General features: G+C 39.3%; 19 protein-coding genes. 17 read left to right on the top strand and 2 right to left on the bottom strand.

Annotated features, from left to right (window positions below; translation table 11 throughout):
* Positions 1-10: 10 nt before the first annotated feature.
* The 11 genes from AC2TDL_RS16920 to AC2TDL_RS16970 all read left to right on the top strand — a co-directional run bounded on the left by AC2TDL_RS16920 (position 11) and on the right by AC2TDL_RS16970 (position 9,855).
* A complete protein-coding gene (locus AC2TDL_RS16920) occupies positions 11-1,234 on the top strand; it encodes a DUF58 domain-containing protein (RefSeq protein WP_484697235.1) in 1,224 nt (407 codons plus the stop codon).
* Complete coding sequence (locus AC2TDL_RS16925) at positions 1,234-3,501, top strand: transglutaminase domain-containing protein (RefSeq protein ID WP_484697236.1); 2,268 nt, start codon at positions 1,234-1,236, stop codon at positions 3,499-3,501. Before AC2TDL_RS16920 ends, AC2TDL_RS16925 begins: the two co-directional genes overlap by 1 nt.
* A 185-nt stretch (positions 3,502-3,686) precedes the next feature.
* Positions 3,687-4,208, top strand: a complete 522-nt coding sequence (locus tag AC2TDL_RS16930) for a YqeG family HAD IIIA-type phosphatase (RefSeq protein WP_484697237.1) — start codon at positions 3,687-3,689, stop codon at positions 4,206-4,208.
* Between the two features lie 11 nt (positions 4,209-4,219).
* Positions 4,220-5,326, top strand: a complete 1,107-nt coding sequence (gene yqeH / locus AC2TDL_RS16935; protein ID WP_484701252.1) for a ribosome biogenesis GTPase YqeH — start codon at positions 4,220-4,222, stop codon at positions 5,324-5,326.
* Between the two features lie 37 nt (positions 5,327-5,363).
* Positions 5,364-6,251, top strand: coding sequence for a shikimate dehydrogenase (aroE, locus tag AC2TDL_RS16940; protein ID WP_484697238.1), 888 nt, complete (start codon positions 5,364-5,366; stop codon positions 6,249-6,251).
* Between the two features lie 57 nt (positions 6,252-6,308).
* Complete coding sequence (gene yhbY, locus AC2TDL_RS16945; RefSeq protein WP_484697239.1) at positions 6,309-6,599, top strand: ribosome assembly RNA-binding protein YhbY; 291 nt, start codon at positions 6,309-6,311, stop codon at positions 6,597-6,599.
* 25 nt (positions 6,600-6,624) lie between these two features.
* A complete protein-coding gene (gene nadD / locus AC2TDL_RS16950) occupies positions 6,625-7,212 on the top strand; it encodes a nicotinate-nucleotide adenylyltransferase (RefSeq protein ID WP_484697240.1) in 588 nt (195 codons plus the stop codon).
* Positions 7,205-7,771, top strand: a complete 567-nt coding sequence (gene yqeK, locus AC2TDL_RS16955) for a bis(5'-nucleosyl)-tetraphosphatase (symmetrical) YqeK (protein WP_484697241.1) — start codon at positions 7,205-7,207, stop codon at positions 7,769-7,771. Before nadD ends, yqeK begins: the two co-directional genes overlap by 8 nt.
* Positions 7,772-7,832: 61 nt before the next feature.
* On the top strand, positions 7,833-8,180 hold the full coding sequence (gene rsfS, locus AC2TDL_RS16960; RefSeq protein ID WP_484697242.1) for a ribosome silencing factor: 348 nt from the start codon (positions 7,833-7,835) through the stop codon (positions 8,178-8,180).
* Positions 8,177-9,103 (top strand): CvfB family protein, encoded by a 927-nt coding sequence (locus AC2TDL_RS16965; protein ID WP_484697243.1) that lies wholly within the window; start codon positions 8,177-8,179, stop codon positions 9,101-9,103. The genes rsfS and AC2TDL_RS16965 overlap by 4 nt, the downstream gene beginning before the upstream one ends.
* On the top strand, positions 9,100-9,855 hold the full coding sequence (locus tag AC2TDL_RS16970; protein ID WP_484697244.1) for a class I SAM-dependent DNA methyltransferase: 756 nt from the start codon (positions 9,100-9,102) through the stop codon (positions 9,853-9,855). Before AC2TDL_RS16965 ends, AC2TDL_RS16970 begins: the two co-directional genes overlap by 4 nt.
* 176 nt (positions 9,856-10,031) lie before the next feature.
* Here AC2TDL_RS16970 and AC2TDL_RS16975 read toward each other — a convergent pair whose 3' ends face one another.
* On the bottom strand, positions 10,032-10,253 hold the full coding sequence (locus AC2TDL_RS16975; RefSeq protein ID WP_484697245.1) for a hypothetical protein: 222 nt from the start codon (positions 10,251-10,253) through the stop codon (positions 10,032-10,034).
* 412 nt (positions 10,254-10,665) lie between these two features.
* On the opposite strand from AC2TDL_RS16975, the gene nrdI reads away from it, so the two are divergent.
* From nrdI to AC2TDL_RS17000, 5 genes are all read left to right on the top strand, one after another.
* Positions 10,666-11,025 (top strand): class Ib ribonucleoside-diphosphate reductase assembly flavoprotein NrdI, encoded by a 360-nt coding sequence (nrdI, locus tag AC2TDL_RS16980; protein WP_484697246.1) that lies wholly within the window; start codon positions 10,666-10,668, stop codon positions 11,023-11,025.
* Positions 11,012-13,096, top strand: coding sequence for a class 1b ribonucleoside-diphosphate reductase subunit alpha (gene nrdE / locus AC2TDL_RS16985; protein ID WP_484697247.1), 2,085 nt, complete (start codon positions 11,012-11,014; stop codon positions 13,094-13,096). The genes nrdI and nrdE overlap by 14 nt, the downstream gene beginning before the upstream one ends.
* A 39-nt stretch (positions 13,097-13,135) precedes the next feature.
* A complete protein-coding gene (gene nrdF / locus AC2TDL_RS16990; RefSeq protein ID WP_484697248.1) occupies positions 13,136-14,092 on the top strand; it encodes a class 1b ribonucleoside-diphosphate reductase subunit beta in 957 nt (318 codons plus the stop codon).
* A 131-nt stretch (positions 14,093-14,223) separates the two neighbouring features.
* Positions 14,224-15,132 (top strand): HPr(Ser) kinase/phosphatase, encoded by a 909-nt coding sequence (gene hprK / locus AC2TDL_RS16995; protein ID WP_484697249.1) that lies wholly within the window; start codon positions 14,224-14,226, stop codon positions 15,130-15,132.
* A gap of 214 nt (positions 15,133-15,346) precedes the next feature.
* The gene (locus AC2TDL_RS17000) at positions 15,347-15,802 is read left to right on the top strand and encodes a GyrI-like domain-containing protein (RefSeq protein WP_484697250.1); all 456 of its coding nucleotides are present in this window, start codon (positions 15,347-15,349) and stop codon (positions 15,800-15,802) included.
* Positions 15,803-15,854: 52 nt separating this feature from the next.
* Here the strand turns inward: AC2TDL_RS17000 and AC2TDL_RS17005 are convergent, their stop codons facing one another.
* Positions 15,855-16,904: a GGDEF domain-containing protein gene (locus tag AC2TDL_RS17005; protein ID WP_484697251.1), complete on the bottom strand. Its 1,050-nt coding sequence runs from the start codon at positions 16,902-16,904 to the stop codon at positions 15,855-15,857.
* A 206-nt stretch (positions 16,905-17,110) separates the two neighbouring features.
* On the opposite strand from AC2TDL_RS17005, the gene AC2TDL_RS17010 reads away from it, so the two are divergent.
* A complete protein-coding gene (locus AC2TDL_RS17010; RefSeq protein WP_484697252.1) occupies positions 17,111-18,238 on the top strand; it encodes a glycosyltransferase family 4 protein in 1,128 nt (375 codons plus the stop codon).
* Positions 18,239-18,261: the final 23 nt, after the last annotated feature.

Consider the following 18,261-nt stretch of genomic DNA (forward strand, 5'->3'; position numbering starts at 1 on the left):
GAGGTACAGCATGAAGCGAAAAATGAAGTGGATTGCTTTAGTATCTTTATATATTAGCAGTTTATTATTTTACTTATTTCAAGGCGGCAGAAGCTCTATTCTCTTATTCGGTATTCTTAATGCCTTGCTGCTATATCTATTACTGTACTATTTGCTAGGAATACGCAAGCTTACTGGCCAGCGTCAGCTGGGGGACAGTCAGCAATACGATAAGCAATTTATGGCTGGTCAGCAGTTGCTGGTGCATGTTCAATTGCAACATCGAAGTATTTTACCAATGTCATACGTGAAGTTACAGGATACACTTGTACGGCATGATGGTTCAATCCAGCGCATACAAGGAACAGCTATTCCTAATACGTTTCGCGAAGTTGAATGGAACTATTCGATTGAGCAATTAAAGCGTGGCGTTTATCAGTTTAATCAAATCGTTTGTTCTACCTTTGATGTGTTTGGCTTAGTGGAGTATAAGCGAACGATTGAAAGTTCAGATACGTTTCAGGTTTTACCGCGCATTATGAAAGAAGTTAATTGGGAGCAAATGCTTAGCGGCAGTAAAGGCAGATTTCATTTGCATTCTCATGATCGCTTTGCAAAAGAAAGTAATCAGCAAAGCGGAATTCGTGATTATGTTTATGGCGATCGCTTAAGCCGTGTTCATTGGAATGCAACTGCTCGTACGGGACAATGGAAGTCCAAAGATTATGAAAAAGAAGCAATGCCTAAAGGGATTGTTATCTTAGATCGTTATTTATCGCAGGAGCAAAGAAAACAAGGCGGGGAATCGAATTTTGAGGAGCTTGTTTCAATTGCCGCATCATTAATTCATTACGGTATGGAGCAAAATCAGCTCTTTACATTGTTATCTCCAGGAAAAGAATATTGGAGCAGCAGTAGTTTTCATGGTTCAGCAGCTTATTGGCAAGCCATGAAGCATCTTATTACTGTAGTTCCTAATAGTGAGCGCCCCTTAAGCATACTGTTGCAGCGTGCTGTGGTAGAGTTGCCTTTTGCAAGTACACTAATGATTGTTACTTCTGATGTCTCAACTGAGATGGCTTCAGCAGCAACATTACTCAAGCAGAAAGGTTTTTATCCTGTTATTTTTTACAGCAATGAAATTGAACAGCGAGCAATCTATAACGCTCAACAGTCATTTGCTTATGCAGGTATCCCGTTTCATGATTTAAGTACTCATGCAACGCTTGTTAAGGCAGCAGGAGGTGAAGCGTGATGAGCAGTACAACTGTTAAGCAATATCGAAGATTCGAGCGAATATTACCGCTGCTTGCTGTTTTGTTTGTTGTGGATGTGCTTGCTGTATTTCAAAATTATTGGTGGCGTGATACCTTTACCTCTGTTTATTGGTCATTAGCAATTATTACACTTATCAATATCCTATTTCCTAACCGACATTGGTCATATCGAATACCGTTTGATTTGCTAATAGGGATTTTTATTACGTTTAGAGTAACTTGGCATCGACAGCCTGAATTGGTGGAGCATTTCTCTGAACGGCTTTATGTTATACATCCTTTTCTCGAAATCGTACTAGCAGTAATTATTATTCTCTTCTTGCTTGAACGGTATGTTATATCAAAGCAGCGACTAATTAACGCATTTGCTGTAGGCCTGCTTATTTTATGTATTCGAGATTCATTTTCACCGTTGCGACTTTGGTTAAATATTGCATGTCTCGTAGTCTTATTTTTAGTTTGGCACACATTGCTGCATTATCGTAGTCTTGATCGAGTGACGCTAGCTAAGCTGTTTAAACGTCCATTATCGTTAATAACGCCATTTATTGCAATTCTGTTATCAATAACGATAGTAGGATTTAGTTTACCGCATGGGCCACCGCTTTTAGAGGATCCGTACGCGTTATGGTTAAAATCACGCGGTGAGAAGGTTCCAGCATTTATCGGCGACAAAGGCTACGGCTTATATAATAGTAGAAATACATTGTTAACGACATCGGGCTACAGTAGAGATAGCTCGCTGCTAGGCGGCGGCTTTAACTATGATTACACACCTGTAATGCAGGTGGAAACAACACATAAAGGTTATTTGCGAGGCGAAACAAGAGGAATCTACGACGGCAAAGGGTGGATTCAGCGAGACGATCTATCATTGTTTGAACCTGTTGTTGTAGGCAAAATCCTGCCAACCTCTGATGAAGATAAAGCAACATACGTTGAAGTTAATCAAACGATAACTTTACTTAGCGATCACCATTATTCGGTTTTATTTGCAAATGGAATTCCGGATCAACTACAGACGATCACCTATAATCAAAGTAAAGGTAATAGTGAAATTACAATATTAGAAACATTGCCAACAGGAACGATAAGTAATGATTTTGTATGGGAATCTCCTTCTTATTCAGTAGTCGCTGCAACACTCGATGAACTTCCTCAATTAAATCAATATTCAATTGTTTCAAATACAATCATTACTGATATTGAAGGCTTAAAGGAAGCTTCGGCTTCATTTTCACAGAAAAAGCTTAATCAGCCATACTACAGCCAGTATTTATCGATTCCTGATGTCGTTCCTGAACGCGTATATGAGTTAGCAGCAAGTGTGACTTCTGCTGCAGCAAATGATTATGAGCGCGCCTTGTTGCTAGAGCAGCATTTGCGCTACAATTATCGTTATACCAATACCCCTGATCTTTCACGTTTAAGTGGACAGTCTGACGATTTTGTTGATCAGTTTTTATTCGAACTGCTAGAGGGTTATTGCGATTATTTCTCAACTGCGATGGTTATTATGGCACGCTCGCTAGGTATGCCAGCTAGATGGGTAAAAGGCTTTACTTCGGGAATAAATGAGCAAGAACAGATGCTTCTAAACAGCAATCCGTATTTAGCTGAAGATTATGAACCGGCAACAAGTGGAACATTTACGATCCGCAATGCGGATGCTCATTCATGGGTCGAAATCTATTTTGAAGGCTATGGATGGATTCCTTTTGAGCCTACTCCTGGCTTTAATATGCCGCAGCAATTTGGCGAAGAAGAAGCAGAAAATATTTTGCAATCTTTACTGCCTTCATTTCCTCCGGTTGCTGATGCTAATCAGACAGCCGATGATTCAACCTCATTTTTTACCGAAAGCCAAGTTCGTATGATCGTTTGGACTAGCTTAAGTTTGCTGTTTATTATCTTTATTGCAACGCTTATTTATTATCGTCAAGCTCTCTTGATTCAGTGGCGTAATTTGCGTTATATTACTTATACTAACAATCAAAAAATTGGCGAAGTAACGATGAAACTGCTTAAGCAAGGGCAAAAGAAGGGCTTGCCAGTCCGTAAAACATCAACAATGCGTGAAATATTACTGGAGTGGAAGCAATATTACCCTGCAGCATCAGAGGCTTTAGATGAGTTGCTATCTATGTTTGAACTAGCAAGCTATAGTAACGCGGTAATTAGCGATGAGCAGGTTGAGCGAGCTAGAATAGCCGTGGATAGTATTAGACAACACTGGAAAACCTAAAAATACAGTAGACTAATCTATAAATTTTATCTATATAATATATATGTAGAGAAAATTTTAGATGGTTAGTCTTTAGTCGATTAACCCGTCCATAAGCTTCTGCTGTGGGCGGGATTTTGTTTTGCAACAGATTAACAATCTATGGTATAGTTTCGTAAGAAACAAGAAGCAGAGGAGTTTAATAAATGATTGAAGCGTTTCTTCCCAAGTTAAAGGTGAAGTCCATTTATGATATTCCATTAGATGATCTGTACGCGCAAGGCATCCGAGGAGTTATTACGGATCTCGATAATACATTAGTTGGAGCAAAAACTCCGCTTGCTACTGAAGAGCTAGTGACGTGGCTAGCGACCGTCAAGGAAAAGGGGCTTAAAGTTGTAATCGTATCAAATAATGACGATGTTCGAGTTGGCAAATTCGCTGTTCCATTAAATTTGCCGTACATACATGCAGCGCGTAAACCGACGCAACGTGCATTTAGACAGGCTTTAGATTTACTTCAATTAAAACCTGAGCAAACATTAATGATCGGAGATCAAATGATGACGGATGTGTTTGGCGGAAATCGAATGGGGCTTTATACAATATTAGTTGCCCCAATTGCACCACATGAAGAAGGTTTTGGAACGAAAATCAATCGCCAATTAGAAAAAATTGCGATTGCAAGGCTGCGCAGGCGCGGCTTATGGCAAGAGGAGGATAATTAATCGTGACAGAAATGCAAAGTTTAAGATGTGCAGGCTGTGGAGTACGCATTCAAACGGAAAATAAAGAACTGCCAGGTTATGTTCCTGAATCAGCGTTACAGAAGGAGCCATTAATTTGTCAACGTTGCTTCCGTATTAAGCATTATAATGAAGCTGCATCAGTTGCTCTTGATCAAGATGACTTTTTAAGATTATTAAGCGGTATTGGCAATACGAAGTCATTAGTCGTCCACATTGTCGACATTTTTGATTTTGAAGGCAGCTTAATTTCTGGCTTGCAACGTTTTGTTGGTAATAATCCAGTTTTATTGGTTGTTAATAAAATTGATCTTTTACCAAAATCGTTAAATATGAACCGTATTCGCAACTGGGTTCAACGTAAAGCTAAACAAGAAGGCTTGCGTACAGTTGAGGTAGTATTATGCAGTGCAAAACGGAATATCGGATTTGATCGGGTAATTGAAGCAATTGAATATTATCGTGACAATCGAGATGTCTACGTTGTAGGTGCGACGAATGTAGGCAAATCAACGCTTATCAATCGCCTAATTAGCGACTATAGTGATTTGGATCAGGAATTAACAACTTCACGTTATCCTGGTACAACCTTGGACGCGATTCATATTCCGCTAGATGATGGTCATTCCATTATCGATACGCCAGGAATTGTTTATAGCAGCCGTTTAACAGAAATTGTACCGCGCAGTTTTCTCGGTACGTTACTGCCAGATAAGCCTATTAAGCCGCTTGTGTATCAGCTTAATCCAGGGCAAACGCTGTTTATGAGCAGCATTGCTAGATTTGACTTCGTGGAAGGCGAACGACAATCGTTTACGCTATATGTCGCAAATGGTTTGAATATTCACCGTACGAAGCTGGAAAGAGCAGAAGAGCTTTACGAAGAGCATAAAGGTGGATTGCTAGGCGGACCAACGCAAGAGCAGCTTGCTGAAATTCCAAGCTGGACAAGACACTCAATCAGAGTTAAAACAGGAAGTAAGAGTGATATTTACATTTCAGGCTTAGGCTGGATTAAAGTCAATAGCGATAGCGGTGCGCTTATTGAAGTTTATGCGCCAAAGGGCATTAAAGTTGTACAGCGAGATTCTATGATCTAGTCACAAAAGACTAGCGGCAAAATGAGGTGCATGTTTCGTGACAAGTAGTGTAGTACAGTTAAAGCAGCTTCGCGCTGCATATCCTAATAAAAGTCTGTACGCTGTCATTGGCGATCCGATTGCGCAATCTAAATCACCGCTTATGCAGAATGCAGCTTTTCAGGAATTAGGAATTGATGCGCTTTATACCGCATTTTTAGTAACGGAAAACGAACTGGCGAGCTTTATTGAAGAAATTAAAAATAGTAGAATTGCTGGATTAAACGTTACGATTCCACATAAATTGAATGTAATGAAGTATTTAGATACAATCGACAAGGATGCCGAGGAGCTTGGTGCTGTAAATACGATCGTGAATGATGGCGGCAAGCTGATTGGCTATAATACAGATGGTATTGGGTATGTACGTTCATTAAAAGAAGAGGCGATTGCTTCACTATCCGAAAAAGATATTGTTATTATCGGTGCTGGTGGTGCAGCACGCGGAATTGTACATGCTTTGCTTAAGGAGCAGCCTGCATCAATTACGATTGTGAATCGTACGTTAGAGCGTGCTGAAGAGCTTGTCGCTTCGTTAAAGCATAATGGCGAGTTGCGCGCTGCGGCAACGGATCAGTTACAGCAATTATGCGGAGCTGCGGATGTTGTTATTAATACAACTTCTGTTGGTATGTATCCGCATCCTGAACAGCAGCCTGCACAGGGAAGCTGGCTGAAAAAAGGCGCAGTTGCAAGCGACCTAATTTATAATCCGTTATATACTGCATTTGTTGAGGATGCTGCGCAACATGGCTGTATAAAGCATGGCGGTCTGGGCATGTTTATTTATCAAGGAGCTTACGCATTTGAATATTGGACGGGCAAGCAAGCACCAGTAGCTGTTATGAGGGAAGTTGTGTTAGCTGCATTACAGCAAAATAAATGATTGCAATTTTATTGAAGTCTTTTGATAATTTTAATTTGGATGAAAGAGGTTTATTACATGCTAACAGGAAAACAAAAACGATTTTTACGTGCACAAGCACATCATCTTACACCAATTTTCCAAATCGGTAAAGGCGGTAATAATGAGCAGTTAATTCGCCATATTGAAGAAGCGATTGAAAAGCGCGAGCTTATTAAGGTTTCAGTTTTAAACAATTGCATGGAGGATCCAAAGCAACTAGGAGAAGAAATCGCTGCTGCCTCAGGCAGTGAACTTGTGCAAGTAATAGGAAAGACCATTGTGCTGTATAAAGAATCAAAAGACCACAAAACGATCGAACTTCCGTAACAAACTGCGATGAGGAGCTGATTAAATGCGCAAAGTTGGGATTATGGGGGGGACCTTTGATCCGATTCATATCGGGCATTTAATTGCTGCGACAAGTGCGCTTGAAGCGGCAGGGCTCGATGAGGTATGGTTTATTCCTACCGCATCTCCGCCATTAAAACCTAATACTCCAGCCGCAGATGAACATCATCGTTTGGAAATGGTCAAGCTAGCAATAAGTGGTCAGCCGGCATTTCGCGCAATCGATATTGAACTGCAACGTGGTGGAACAAGCTATTCCATTGATACTGTGACAGCTTTGATGAAGCAATATAATCATTATCGCTTCTACTATATCATTGGCTCAGACAGAATTCATGATTTGCCGCAATGGCATCGTGCCGATGAATTAAGCAAGCTAGTACGTTTTATTGGGCTAAACCGTCCATCAGATCCGCTAAATTTAGAGAAATTATCCGACTACTGGCGCTCATTAGTTGAAATTGTGCCAATGCCGCTAATTGATATTTCATCAACTGATTTACGTAAGCGAGCTGCGCAGGGCAAATCACTGAAATATTTTGTGCCTGAGCCTGTGGAGCAGTATATAAGGAGGTATTCTTTATATGAATAAAGAAGAAATTATTTTATCAGTTTCCAGCGGGATGCCTGAAAAAAGATGGATTCATACATTAGGTGTAATGAGTACCTCGCGTAAATTGGCAGAGCAATACGGAGAAGAACCTGAGCGTGCTGAACTTGCAGCGATTATTCATGATGCTGCTAAATATTGGCCAGTAGAGCAACAAAAAAATTATATAATTGAGCATAAACTAAATGAAGAGCTGCTTCAGTATAATAAGGAATTGTGGCATGCTGAGATTGGAGCGCATCTTGCGCGTGCACAATATGGGATAGAGGATACTGGCATTCAAGATGCTATTCGTTACCATACTTCTGGTCGTGCAGGTATGAGTAAGCTGGAGAAAATTGTGTGGGTAGCTGATTATATTGAGCCTGGCCGCAATTTCCCTGGAGTTGATAAAGCACGTGAACTTGCTGCTTCTAGTTTAGAAGAATGTATGTTATACGGACTTAATTCAACGATTACTTTTTTAATTGAGAAAAATAGTGTTATTTATCCCGGTACATTAGTAGCAAGAAATGACTTGCTTCGCTTAATCTTCGAGTAAATGATTATTATCGTAAATCATTAATGGTATAAATAAAATGAACAATATTTGGAGGGATTAGATGAATTTAACAATTGAAAAAATTTTAGACACCGTTGTTAATGCTGCACAAGATAAAAAAGCTCATGACTTAATTGCGCTTGATTTGCGCGGGGTATCGCTTGTTGCAGATTATTTTGTCATTTGTAGCGGGAACTCTGAAACACAGGTGCTTGCTATATCTGCGGAAATTCGTAAGCAAGCTGATAAAATCGGCGTGAGAGTACGCGGTGTTGAAGGCGAGAATTCAGCACGTTGGGTATTAATTGATTTAGGTGATGTTGTTGTACATGTATTCCATCGTGAAGAGCGAGAATACTACAATATCGAAAAAATTTGGTCTGATGCGAAGGTTGTGGACATTATATGAGTTTTGTAGCGGGTACGCTCGATTCTTTAAAGGTTTCGCGTGAGGTTTCCCCATATGGTTATTTTTTAACTGATGGGCTGGATGAGGTACTGCTACCATATACTGAGCTTGTCGGTTCAAAGCTGCATATCGGTGATAATGTAGAAGTATTTTTGTTTTACGATTCAGAGGATCGAATATGTGCAACGATGAAAAAGCCATATATTACGCTTGGCGAAATGGCTCGTTTAGTCGTTGCAGACGTGCATCCAAAGCTTGGCTGCTTTCTAGAGATGGGCTTAGGCCGTCAACTTTTACTGCCAATAAGTGAATTGCCTGAAAAAGTGGAGTATCGTCCTCTTCCTGGCGATGAAGTATTTGTTATCCTAACTCATGATAAGAGTGGACGACAAATTGCAAGACTTGCACAGGAGGCTGATCTAGCTCCGCTTACTTTTCGTGCACCTGCAACTTGGCGAAATCAGTGGGTTGAGGGCTGGGTAACAAAAAGTTTGCAGATGGGCTCCTTTGTTCTGATTGATGGTGGAGTAGTTGGTTTTGGAGCATATGGATTAATTCCTAGCTCTGAACGTCGTACAAGCTTACGCTTAGGAGAGCGTGTGCGGGCGAGAGTTACCTTTGTGCGAGAGGATGGACGGGTTAACCTGTCTATGTATCAGCAGAAGGAAGTCGGGCGTCTGGAGGACGCTGAGCGGATTCTCCAGTTTCTTAAGGAACGTCCAAGCGGGGGCATGCCGTATTCTGACGAAACAGAGGCTGACATCATTCGCAGTCGTTTCGGGATAAGTAAAGGAGCGTTTAAGCGTGCACTAGGTAAGTTAATGCGGGATGGATTAGTTGTTCAGCAAGGGAGCTGGACATACTTAACTGAACATGCTCCTAAAAAGCGCTCTGCTGCAGAGTCAGAAGGTGAAGGGTTGTGACCTCTTATCAGGCTTTTGCCTCGGTGTATGATTGTTTAATGGCGGATATGCCCTATGACAGTTGGCTGCAATTTGCCGAAGGCATTTGGGAGCGTTATGGCAAGCCTAAACATGTTGTTGATCTTGGCTGCGGAACGGGGGCAATTGCTTTACCGCTTGCGCAGCGAGGCTATGAGGTAACAGGGATAGATCTATCCTCTGATATGCTGCAAATTGCTGCTGAAAAAGAGCGATTGCTGGTTCGAGAAATTGATTACCGAAAAGTAAATTGGCTGCAGCAAAACATGTGCCAGTGGAAAGCTGACAAATTAGCTGACTCAGTCATTTCTTTCTGTGATTGTTTAAACTATTTGCTGGACGAGGATGAGGTGCTTGCGACATTTTATGCTACCTATGCAGGCTTGCGAGAAGGCGGCAGCTTTATCTTTGACGTGCATCCAATCTCTCGTTTTGAGCAATATGCAGAAGAATCGCCATTCGTCTATGATGAAAACGGTATCGCTTATTTGTGGACGTCACAATATGATGAGGATGAGCATATAATCGAGCATCAATTGGCGATCTTTGTTTGTGAAGAAGGAGATTGTTATCGTCGGATTGATGAGCTTCATGTGCAGCGAGCCTATCATCCGCTATGGCTGAAAGGAGCTTTGCAGGAAGCAGGCTTTAGGGAAGTAAAGATATACGCTGATTTCCAGTGTGTTCCATATGACGAACGCTCAGAGCGCCTCTTTTTTGTAGCCATTAAATAATCCATTCTTGTTGAATAATGTAAAAACCTGACATTAGCTAGTTGTCAGGTTTTTTTGCTTGAGTTAAAATAAGTCTTTCGGTTTATGTTAACAGACTTATTTTTATGATAATATAATCATTTCTGATGATTGTTAGCCTGGTACCACATGTATGAGCTAGTTGCTGTTTGCGCAAACTACTCACGCAAAGCATCTGTCAGCTTACTGTGCATGCTGTTTACTGAACTGCTTTTGCTTAATTTACTTGTGCGGAGCTTGTGCAAGGAGCGCTTTAGTTGTTCATTTTCCAAAGCTAGTTGTTTCACATAAGCAAGCAATGCCTCATCACGTTCGTTGCTTTTTTGAAACAATAACTCGAGTCTATTGCTTGCATCTTCTATTGATTGAATGGTTGACATAAAAGTTCCTCCAATATTTCAATTTAGTTGGTTTAATTTTCTATCCGTGTTAATTAGTATGGTATACCTTTTATTTACATTTTTGTAAACTTTAAGAAATAAAGATAACCATAGCTAACGCATTTAACTCAGCCCTCTTCATCATAACGAATTTTATAAAATGAGTCGAGTCGCGCAAACCCACGTCGTTATTGGAGTTGTCGCTTTGAAAAAAATTTCATAGATGAAATTTGAGGATATTCAATTGACTACTTCAATATATTGATGTATTATTCTATTCAGCGACTACATATAGTACGTTTTATATAATTTATCGTCAGCATGATTCTAGCATACAAGCGCAACTACCTATTCTTTGAAAATAGAGTAGAGCGCTTTTTGATTGCTATATATGGGTAAAGGAGCGAGTTAAATGTTAGTTGTATATGATTCCAAAACGGGTAATGTGAAACGTTTTGTGAAAAAATTAAATATGCATGCGGTGTCCATTGATGAAATGCCTACCGTGGACGAGCCTTATGTATTAATCACATATACAACGGGTTTTGGACAAGTTCCCCCTAAGGTAACGAACTTTTTACAGAGAAACCACAAGCTATTGAGAGGCGTATCAGCCAGCGGAAACCGAAACTGGGGCGCAGGCTTTGCAAAAAGTGCAGATACCATTGCAGAAACGTACAATGTACCTGTATTATTAAAGTTCGAGCTTTCTGGAACGAATCAAGATACGCTACAATTTATCGAAAGGGTGAAATCCATTGAAGCATATTGAGTTAAACAATGAGCTGATGCAGCGCGGGCCTGACGGGTTTTATCAGCTAGAGAAGGATAAAGAAGCGGTAGCCGCTTTTATGGAAGAAGTCGAGGCCAAAACTATGAAATTTGGCTCTTTCGAAGAAAAAATGAATTATTTAATTGAAAATGATTACTATGACAATGTCTACGAAAAGTATACATACGATCAAGTTAAAGCAATTTTCGACTTGACCGCATCGGAAAATTTTCAATTTCAGTCATATATGGCAGCTTCAAAGTTTTATAAAGACTATGCATTAAAAACAAATGACAAAAAGCAATACCTTGAGCAATATCATGAGCGCGTAGCAATTGTTGCTCTTCATCTTGGCGAAGGAGATTTTGAGCGTGCGCAGCGTATTGCTAAGGCAATGATTGAACAACGTCTTCAACCAGCTACACCAACGTTCTTGAATGCAGGAAAAAGCCGTCGTGGCGAAATGGTATCTTGCTTCCTGCTAGAGATGGATGATTCATTGAACTCTATCAACTATGTGTTAGGAACTTGTATGCAGCTTTCTAAAATCGGTGGTGGTGTTGCTGTTAACTTATCTAAGCTACGCGGTCGTGGCGAGCCGATTAAAGGCGTTGATGGGGCTGCTAAAGGCATTATGCCAGTACTTAAGCTTATGGAGGATGCATTCTCCTATGCCGACCAAATGGGGCAACGTAAAGGTTCTGGCGCTGGTTATTACAATATTTTCGGCTGGGATGTTATCGAGTTTCTAGATTGTAAAAAAATTAATGCCGATGAAAAATCACGGATTAAAACATTATCAATCGGTCTAATCATTCCAAATAAGTTCTATGAGTTAGCTGAACAAAATAAACCATTGCATGTATTTGCACCTTATAGTGTTTATAAGGCTTATGGTCAGCATCTTGATGATATGGATCTTGATGTTATGTACGAAGAGCTGCTTGCAAATGACAAGGTTAAGAAAAAAGTTGTCATGAGCGCGCGCGATATGCTTACGAAAATCGCTTCGGTTCAATTGGAATCGGGTTATCCATATATTATGAATAAAAGTAATGCTAATAAGGCACATGCATTAAAAGACATTGGTACGATTAAAATGTCCAATCTTTGTACGGAAATTTTCCAATTACAAGAAACGTCCGAAATTAACGATTATGGCGTAGAAGATGTTATTCGTCGCGACATTAGCTGTAATTTAGCTTCGCTTAATATCGTGAATGTAATGGAACATCGTGCAATTAAAGATTCAGTGCATGTAGGTATCGAAGCACTAACAACCGTAAGTGATTTGTCGAAGATAGATAATGCACCAGGTGTGCGTAAGGCGAATGAAGAACTGCATTCTGTAGGTCTTGGAGCAATGAACTTAAACGGCTATTTGGCTAAAAATAAAATCACTTATGAGAGCCCTGAAGCACGTGAATTTGCTGGCGTATTTTTCATGATGATGAATTTTTATTCACTTGAGAAAAGCATGGAAATCGCTAAGGAACGCGGTGTAACCTTTAAGGATTTTGAGCGTTCTGAGTATGCGAAGGGAACATATTTTGATCGTTATCTTGAAACAGATTTCCGTCCTAAGTTGCCACGCGTTCAAGAGTTATTTGCAGATATGCATATTCCTAGTCCTGAAGACTGGGCAGAGCTTAAAGCAAAAGTACAAAAATATGGCTTATATCATGCATATCGTCTAGCAATTGCTCCAACACAAAGCATTAGCTACATTCAAAATGCAACATCTAGCGTAATGCCAATTGTTGAGCATATTGAAACGCGTACTTATGCAAACTCTACAACGTATTATCCAATGCCTTACCTATCACAGGATAATTTCTTCTTCTATAAGTCTGCATATAATATCGACCAATTCAAGCTAATTGATTTAATTGCAGAGATTAGTCAACATATTGATCAGGGTGTTTCTACTGTCCTTCATGTGAACAGTAATGTGTCTACAAGAGAATTGGCTCGTTTCTATATTTACGCTGCGAAAAAAGGCTTGAAGTCTCTGTATTATACGAGAACAAAACGACTTTCAGTCGAAGAATGTACAAGCTGCGCCGTATAAGGTGCAGCTATATTTCATCTTCAAAGGGGTATGTTTACAATGAAAGCAGTTAACTGGAATCGTCCAGACGATGATTTTACACAAACATTTTGGCAACAAAATATTATGCAGTTTTGGACAGATGAAGAAATCCCTTTATCTGATGATAAAATGGATTGGGAATTAATGAGTACGGAAGAACGTACATTATATAAAAATGTGCTTGGTGGCTTGACTTTGCTTGATACAGTGCAAGGCGGAATCGGCATGCCAAAAATTTTAGAGCATGTGGAAGGCTTGCAACGTAAAGCAGTGCTTGGCTTTATGGCGATGATGGAGCAAATTCATGCCAAATCCTATAGCAGCATTTTTACTACGCTAGCTTCTACAGAGGAAATCGATGAAATTTTCCGTTGGGTTGAAACAAATCCACAGCTACAGAAAAAGGCGAAAATTATTTCAGATTGGTACACTAGCATAAAAACACCACAGGACTTATACAAAGCTATGGCAGCTTCAGTATTGCTAGAAAGTTACTTGTTCTACAGCGGCTTTTTCTATCCGTTATATTTAGCTGGTCAAGGTAAAATGACTAGCAGCGGTGAAATCATCGACTTGATTTTGCGCGATGAAAGTATTCATGGACTATATGTAGGGGTGCTAGCACAAGAGCTTGCTGCTTCATTCCCGCAAGAAGAACAAGAAAGATTAGCGAAAGAAGTACTTGATCTTCTTTTAGAGCTATATGAAAATGAAGTCATTTATACGGATGAGCTGTATACACCGCTAGGATTGCAAGAGGAAGTTAAAGCTTATGTTCGTTACAATGCCAATAAAGCCTTAATGAATCTAGGTCTTGAACCTCACTTCCCAGAGGAACCTATCAACCCAATTGTATTTAATGGAATTAGCACTCATACCAAGCAGCATGATTTCTTCTCGAAAAAAGGAAATGGCTATATTCGTACATTGAATGTTGAGCCATTGACAGATGATGATTTTGTCTTTAACTTTTAATATATAACTATAAGCTTTTAGAACACAATGAATCGCTCTCGTACATAGCTACGAGAGCGTTTTTTAGCCATTGGGAGAGCATTGATTTTACGCATTGGAGAAAAGTCAGTAATCAAAGGAGGTATGCGTTAATGAAAGCTATAGAGGTGCAAAACATCGTACAGCAATTTGGGCTTGAAGTGTTAGCTGGAGCTACTCAGCTTCATAGCACAATTACAAAAGGACGCGTTTATCGGCCAGGCTTAGAGTTTGTAGGCTATTTTGACTACTTTCCGCAGCAGCATATTCAAATTCTTGGTCGTAAAGAAATTACTTATTTACATAGACTGACCGAAGAAGAACGAAATCATCATATCGGTAATATTGTAAAATACCATCCGCCTTGCTTTATCGTCACAGCAGGTCAGGATGGCTTAAAATATCTTAAAAAATATTGTGACGAGGAGCAAATTCCGTTATTGCGCACGTCTGAAGAAACATCCGTTTTTATTGGAAAACTTGATAATTATTTAATGAGAACTTTGGCTCCTGAGCAATCAATTCATGGTGTTTGTATGAATGTATCTGGTATTGGCGTTATAATTCGTGGTAAATCAGGGGTTGGGAAAAGTGAAACCGCGCATACGTTAATCCGACGTGGTCATCGTTTAGTAGCTGATGATATTATTGTGCTTAAAAAGCTAAGCCAGCATACATTGCTAGGTTCACACAATGAAAAGACGAGAGAATTTCTTGCTTTGCGCAGCATTGGCTTAATTAATGTCGTTCGTTTATACGGTCGCAAAGCTTTTCAAGATGAAACAAGAATTACGCTTGATATTGAATTAACGCGTTGGAAAGATAATGAATTAAATAACGATCTTGACTTAGAACCGCGTTTTGTTGAGTATATGGGGGTAAAAGTGCCGCATATAGAAATTCAGCTTCAACCTGGTCGCGATGTGGCTGGACTTATTGAAGCGGCATGCAATAATTGGTATTTAAAGCAGCAAGGGTATAGTGCGATGGAAGATTTTATGAAACGATTGCAAATGGAATAATATCGTAAAATGAGGGGATGCTTAATTAGTAGCACAATGGCTGTCTTTTTCATGGAAATTTATGCTACAATAGTGTACGTAGATTTACTTATTTATTTTTAACGAAACTGCAAAAGACCTAAAAGCTTCAACTGTTTTGGGTGAATGCTTCCACTGTACTTTTCTAATGATAGTGTTCACTGTGCAGCCAGAAAAGTTTAAGGAGGATTATAGCATGGAAGCTTGTTCAATCGTGTACAAATCTACTCTGCATCTTGTAGGTATTTCATATTGCGGACCATATTCTTTATTAGCGGATGAGTCTATTCGCTTGCAGTCCGATTTTTTGGCAAGAAGACATGAAATGAAACATGTTGTTCAGCCAGATATGCTATATTGCCCTTATTTTGGTAATGAAGTATTTGCGAGCTATTGGGCATGCTTTGAATGGGAGTATTCAGAAGATGAGTTACCTTCTGGATTTGTTGCGATTACGATTCCTGCACATAGATATGCTGCGATTAGTGTCACCTCTCATCGCATTGGTGAAGGGTATGATCTGCTAAACAGTTGGATTGAAGAAAACGGCTATCAAAAGCTGGATCAAGCAGTATCATTAGAAATTTATTATTTGGAAGCAGAGCGTTGGGAAAATGAGGTTGTAGATTTATTAATACCTATAGCTGATTAAAATAATAGCTGCCCTCGACAGTGGCTTATCCATAGAGCAGCTATTACATACATCAATTTTTATATGCAGCAGGAATGGACTTGTAGTTAACTACTTTATTTTTGCCTGTCTTTTTAGCATAATACATCGCTTCATCGGCGAATTTTATTAGCGAGGATATATCCTCGCTTTCTTTTGTTGTACAAAAACCTACACTAATTGTAACCTGAGCTTCTTGTTCTACTCTAGCACGGATTTTTTCCGCAACGGTTTGAGCCTTAACTCGACTAATATCAATAGCAGCTAGCAATTCTTCGCCTCCATAACGTCCAGCTACGCCATAAGGAAGCACTTCTTCTTTAATAATGCTTGCGGTTTGCTTTAAAGCTGAATCAGCAAATTGATGGCCTCTTGTATCGTTCAGTTGCTTAAAATTATCAATATCGCAAAAAATAACAGCTACAGGTTTCCGTTGCATCATAGAAGATAGCTTTTTCTGAAAATACTTCCGTATATAAAGCCCAGTAAGTTGGTCATAAATCGCATTTTGATATGTCGTAAGCAGTCGTTCCATAATCCATTCCAGCAGAATATAAAATATAAACACATAGTAAATGAATGGAAGTACTTGGATGATAATCGACAACCAAATTTCAGCCTGCTTGAATACGTACTGCTCAAGCATAAAAGCTATCTGATAAACAAACATTACGGTTAAGCCTATGTAGTATGAACTTGGAAGATAGAGCTGTCTGGTCACAATTACAAAAGTGATCAATAATATAAACATATAGATATCTAGCGCTGGAAAGGCTAGATTGCCATAGCTATCGACTTCATAGGGTTTTATAACTATGTTAATGACGCTAGCTGCAATTGCACCAATTGCAAGCAGCAGAATAGGAGTAAGTTTGAACTTGACACCGCTAGCATACATTTTCATAAGCATAAAATTAATTAAAATGAAGGAAAAGATAGCTGTCAATGTCGAAGTAATATAATATGACACGGGCATGTTTTTCGTGCTGCTTATTTGGATGATATCTAGAATTTTTGGCACTAATGCTAACATTAAACCGATAATTAATGTTACAAAGTTGTTTTTTTGCCGATAACGACGCATAAGCTGGATTGATGTAAGAATGCAAAGCCCTATGACAATTAGGCATAAGCAAGACGATAGAAAATCGATAAGAGTTAAAGAATTTTGTAAAATTGTCATGTGTTAACCTCTGCGCTATATTTTTTGTTTACAGAAACATATGTTCTATAATATCATAATTTGTCGTGTGGTAGAATGGTTATTACAGAATTAAGGAGCTGGTATCAGTGAAAATATTACAAGCATTGTTCTTCCCACCTGAACAGCCGGGCGGCGTTTCCTCAATGGTACCATACATTCAGGAACGCTTTAATCAAATGGGTTATGAAATGGAGCTATTTTCTCTACCGAAACGAATTCGCAATAAAGGTAATGATGAAATTAGCTTTAAAACCTTCGACTATACGCCATATATCGGTAATAAATTAATTGATAAATATATTCAAACTTACCGAGATTATCTTTGGTGGACTAAAATGCGAATCAAAAAGTCCTATGATCTTATCCATGCCCATCATCCAATTGCAGCTTTAGCAATGAAGCAGCTATTTCCAGATACGAAAATAGTGTTAACTTTGCATTCAAGTTATGAGCGAGAGCTAATTTTGAATAAATTGATTACACAAGATGGCGCGGAAGCAAAGTTTCTTACAAGTATATATCGGGAGTTAGAAGAAACGGTAGATCGAATATTGACAGTTTCGTACGCATTTAAATCCTACTTAAACAATTATGTAGTTGATGGAGATAAAATTAAGGTTATTCATAATGGCTTTGACGAAAAGCGTTTCCGTCCAATTGCCCATGAAAATGAAGTTACGCAATTGATTACAGTATGTCGGCTTGTTCCAGCAAAAGGGCTTGATATATTACTAAAAGCATGTGCTCGTATTAAAGAAAAAGGACATCCGTTTGTATTGCATATTATCGGTGATGGTCCGATTCGTAAAGAGCTTGAAAATATGGCTCAGCAATTAGGCTTATATGATGATATTATATTTTACGGATATATGCTTCATCCTGAGGAGTTTATCCCGTTCTTTGATATTTTTGTGTTGCCTTCGCGCGCAGAGGCATTTGGCTCGGTGTTTGCCGAAGCAGCGCTTTGCCAACTAGCATTAGTGGGAACTGATGTTGGAGGAATTTCTGAGCAAATTGAGAACGGGGTTAATGGTATATTAGTGCCGGCAGAGGATGATCAAGCATTAGCAGAGGCGTTGGAAACATTAATCATCGATCCAGATTATCGCTATCAGCTTGCGCGAGAAGCAAATAATAAAGCGAAAAAAGAATTTTCGTTAGAGCGTGTCATTGCGCAGCTTAAAAAGGTTTACCGTGAGGAGTTAGGTAAATAATTACAGACAAAAGGCTGTACCGC

It is taken from the genome of Paenibacillus sp. plas6, from assembly GCF_057221655.1.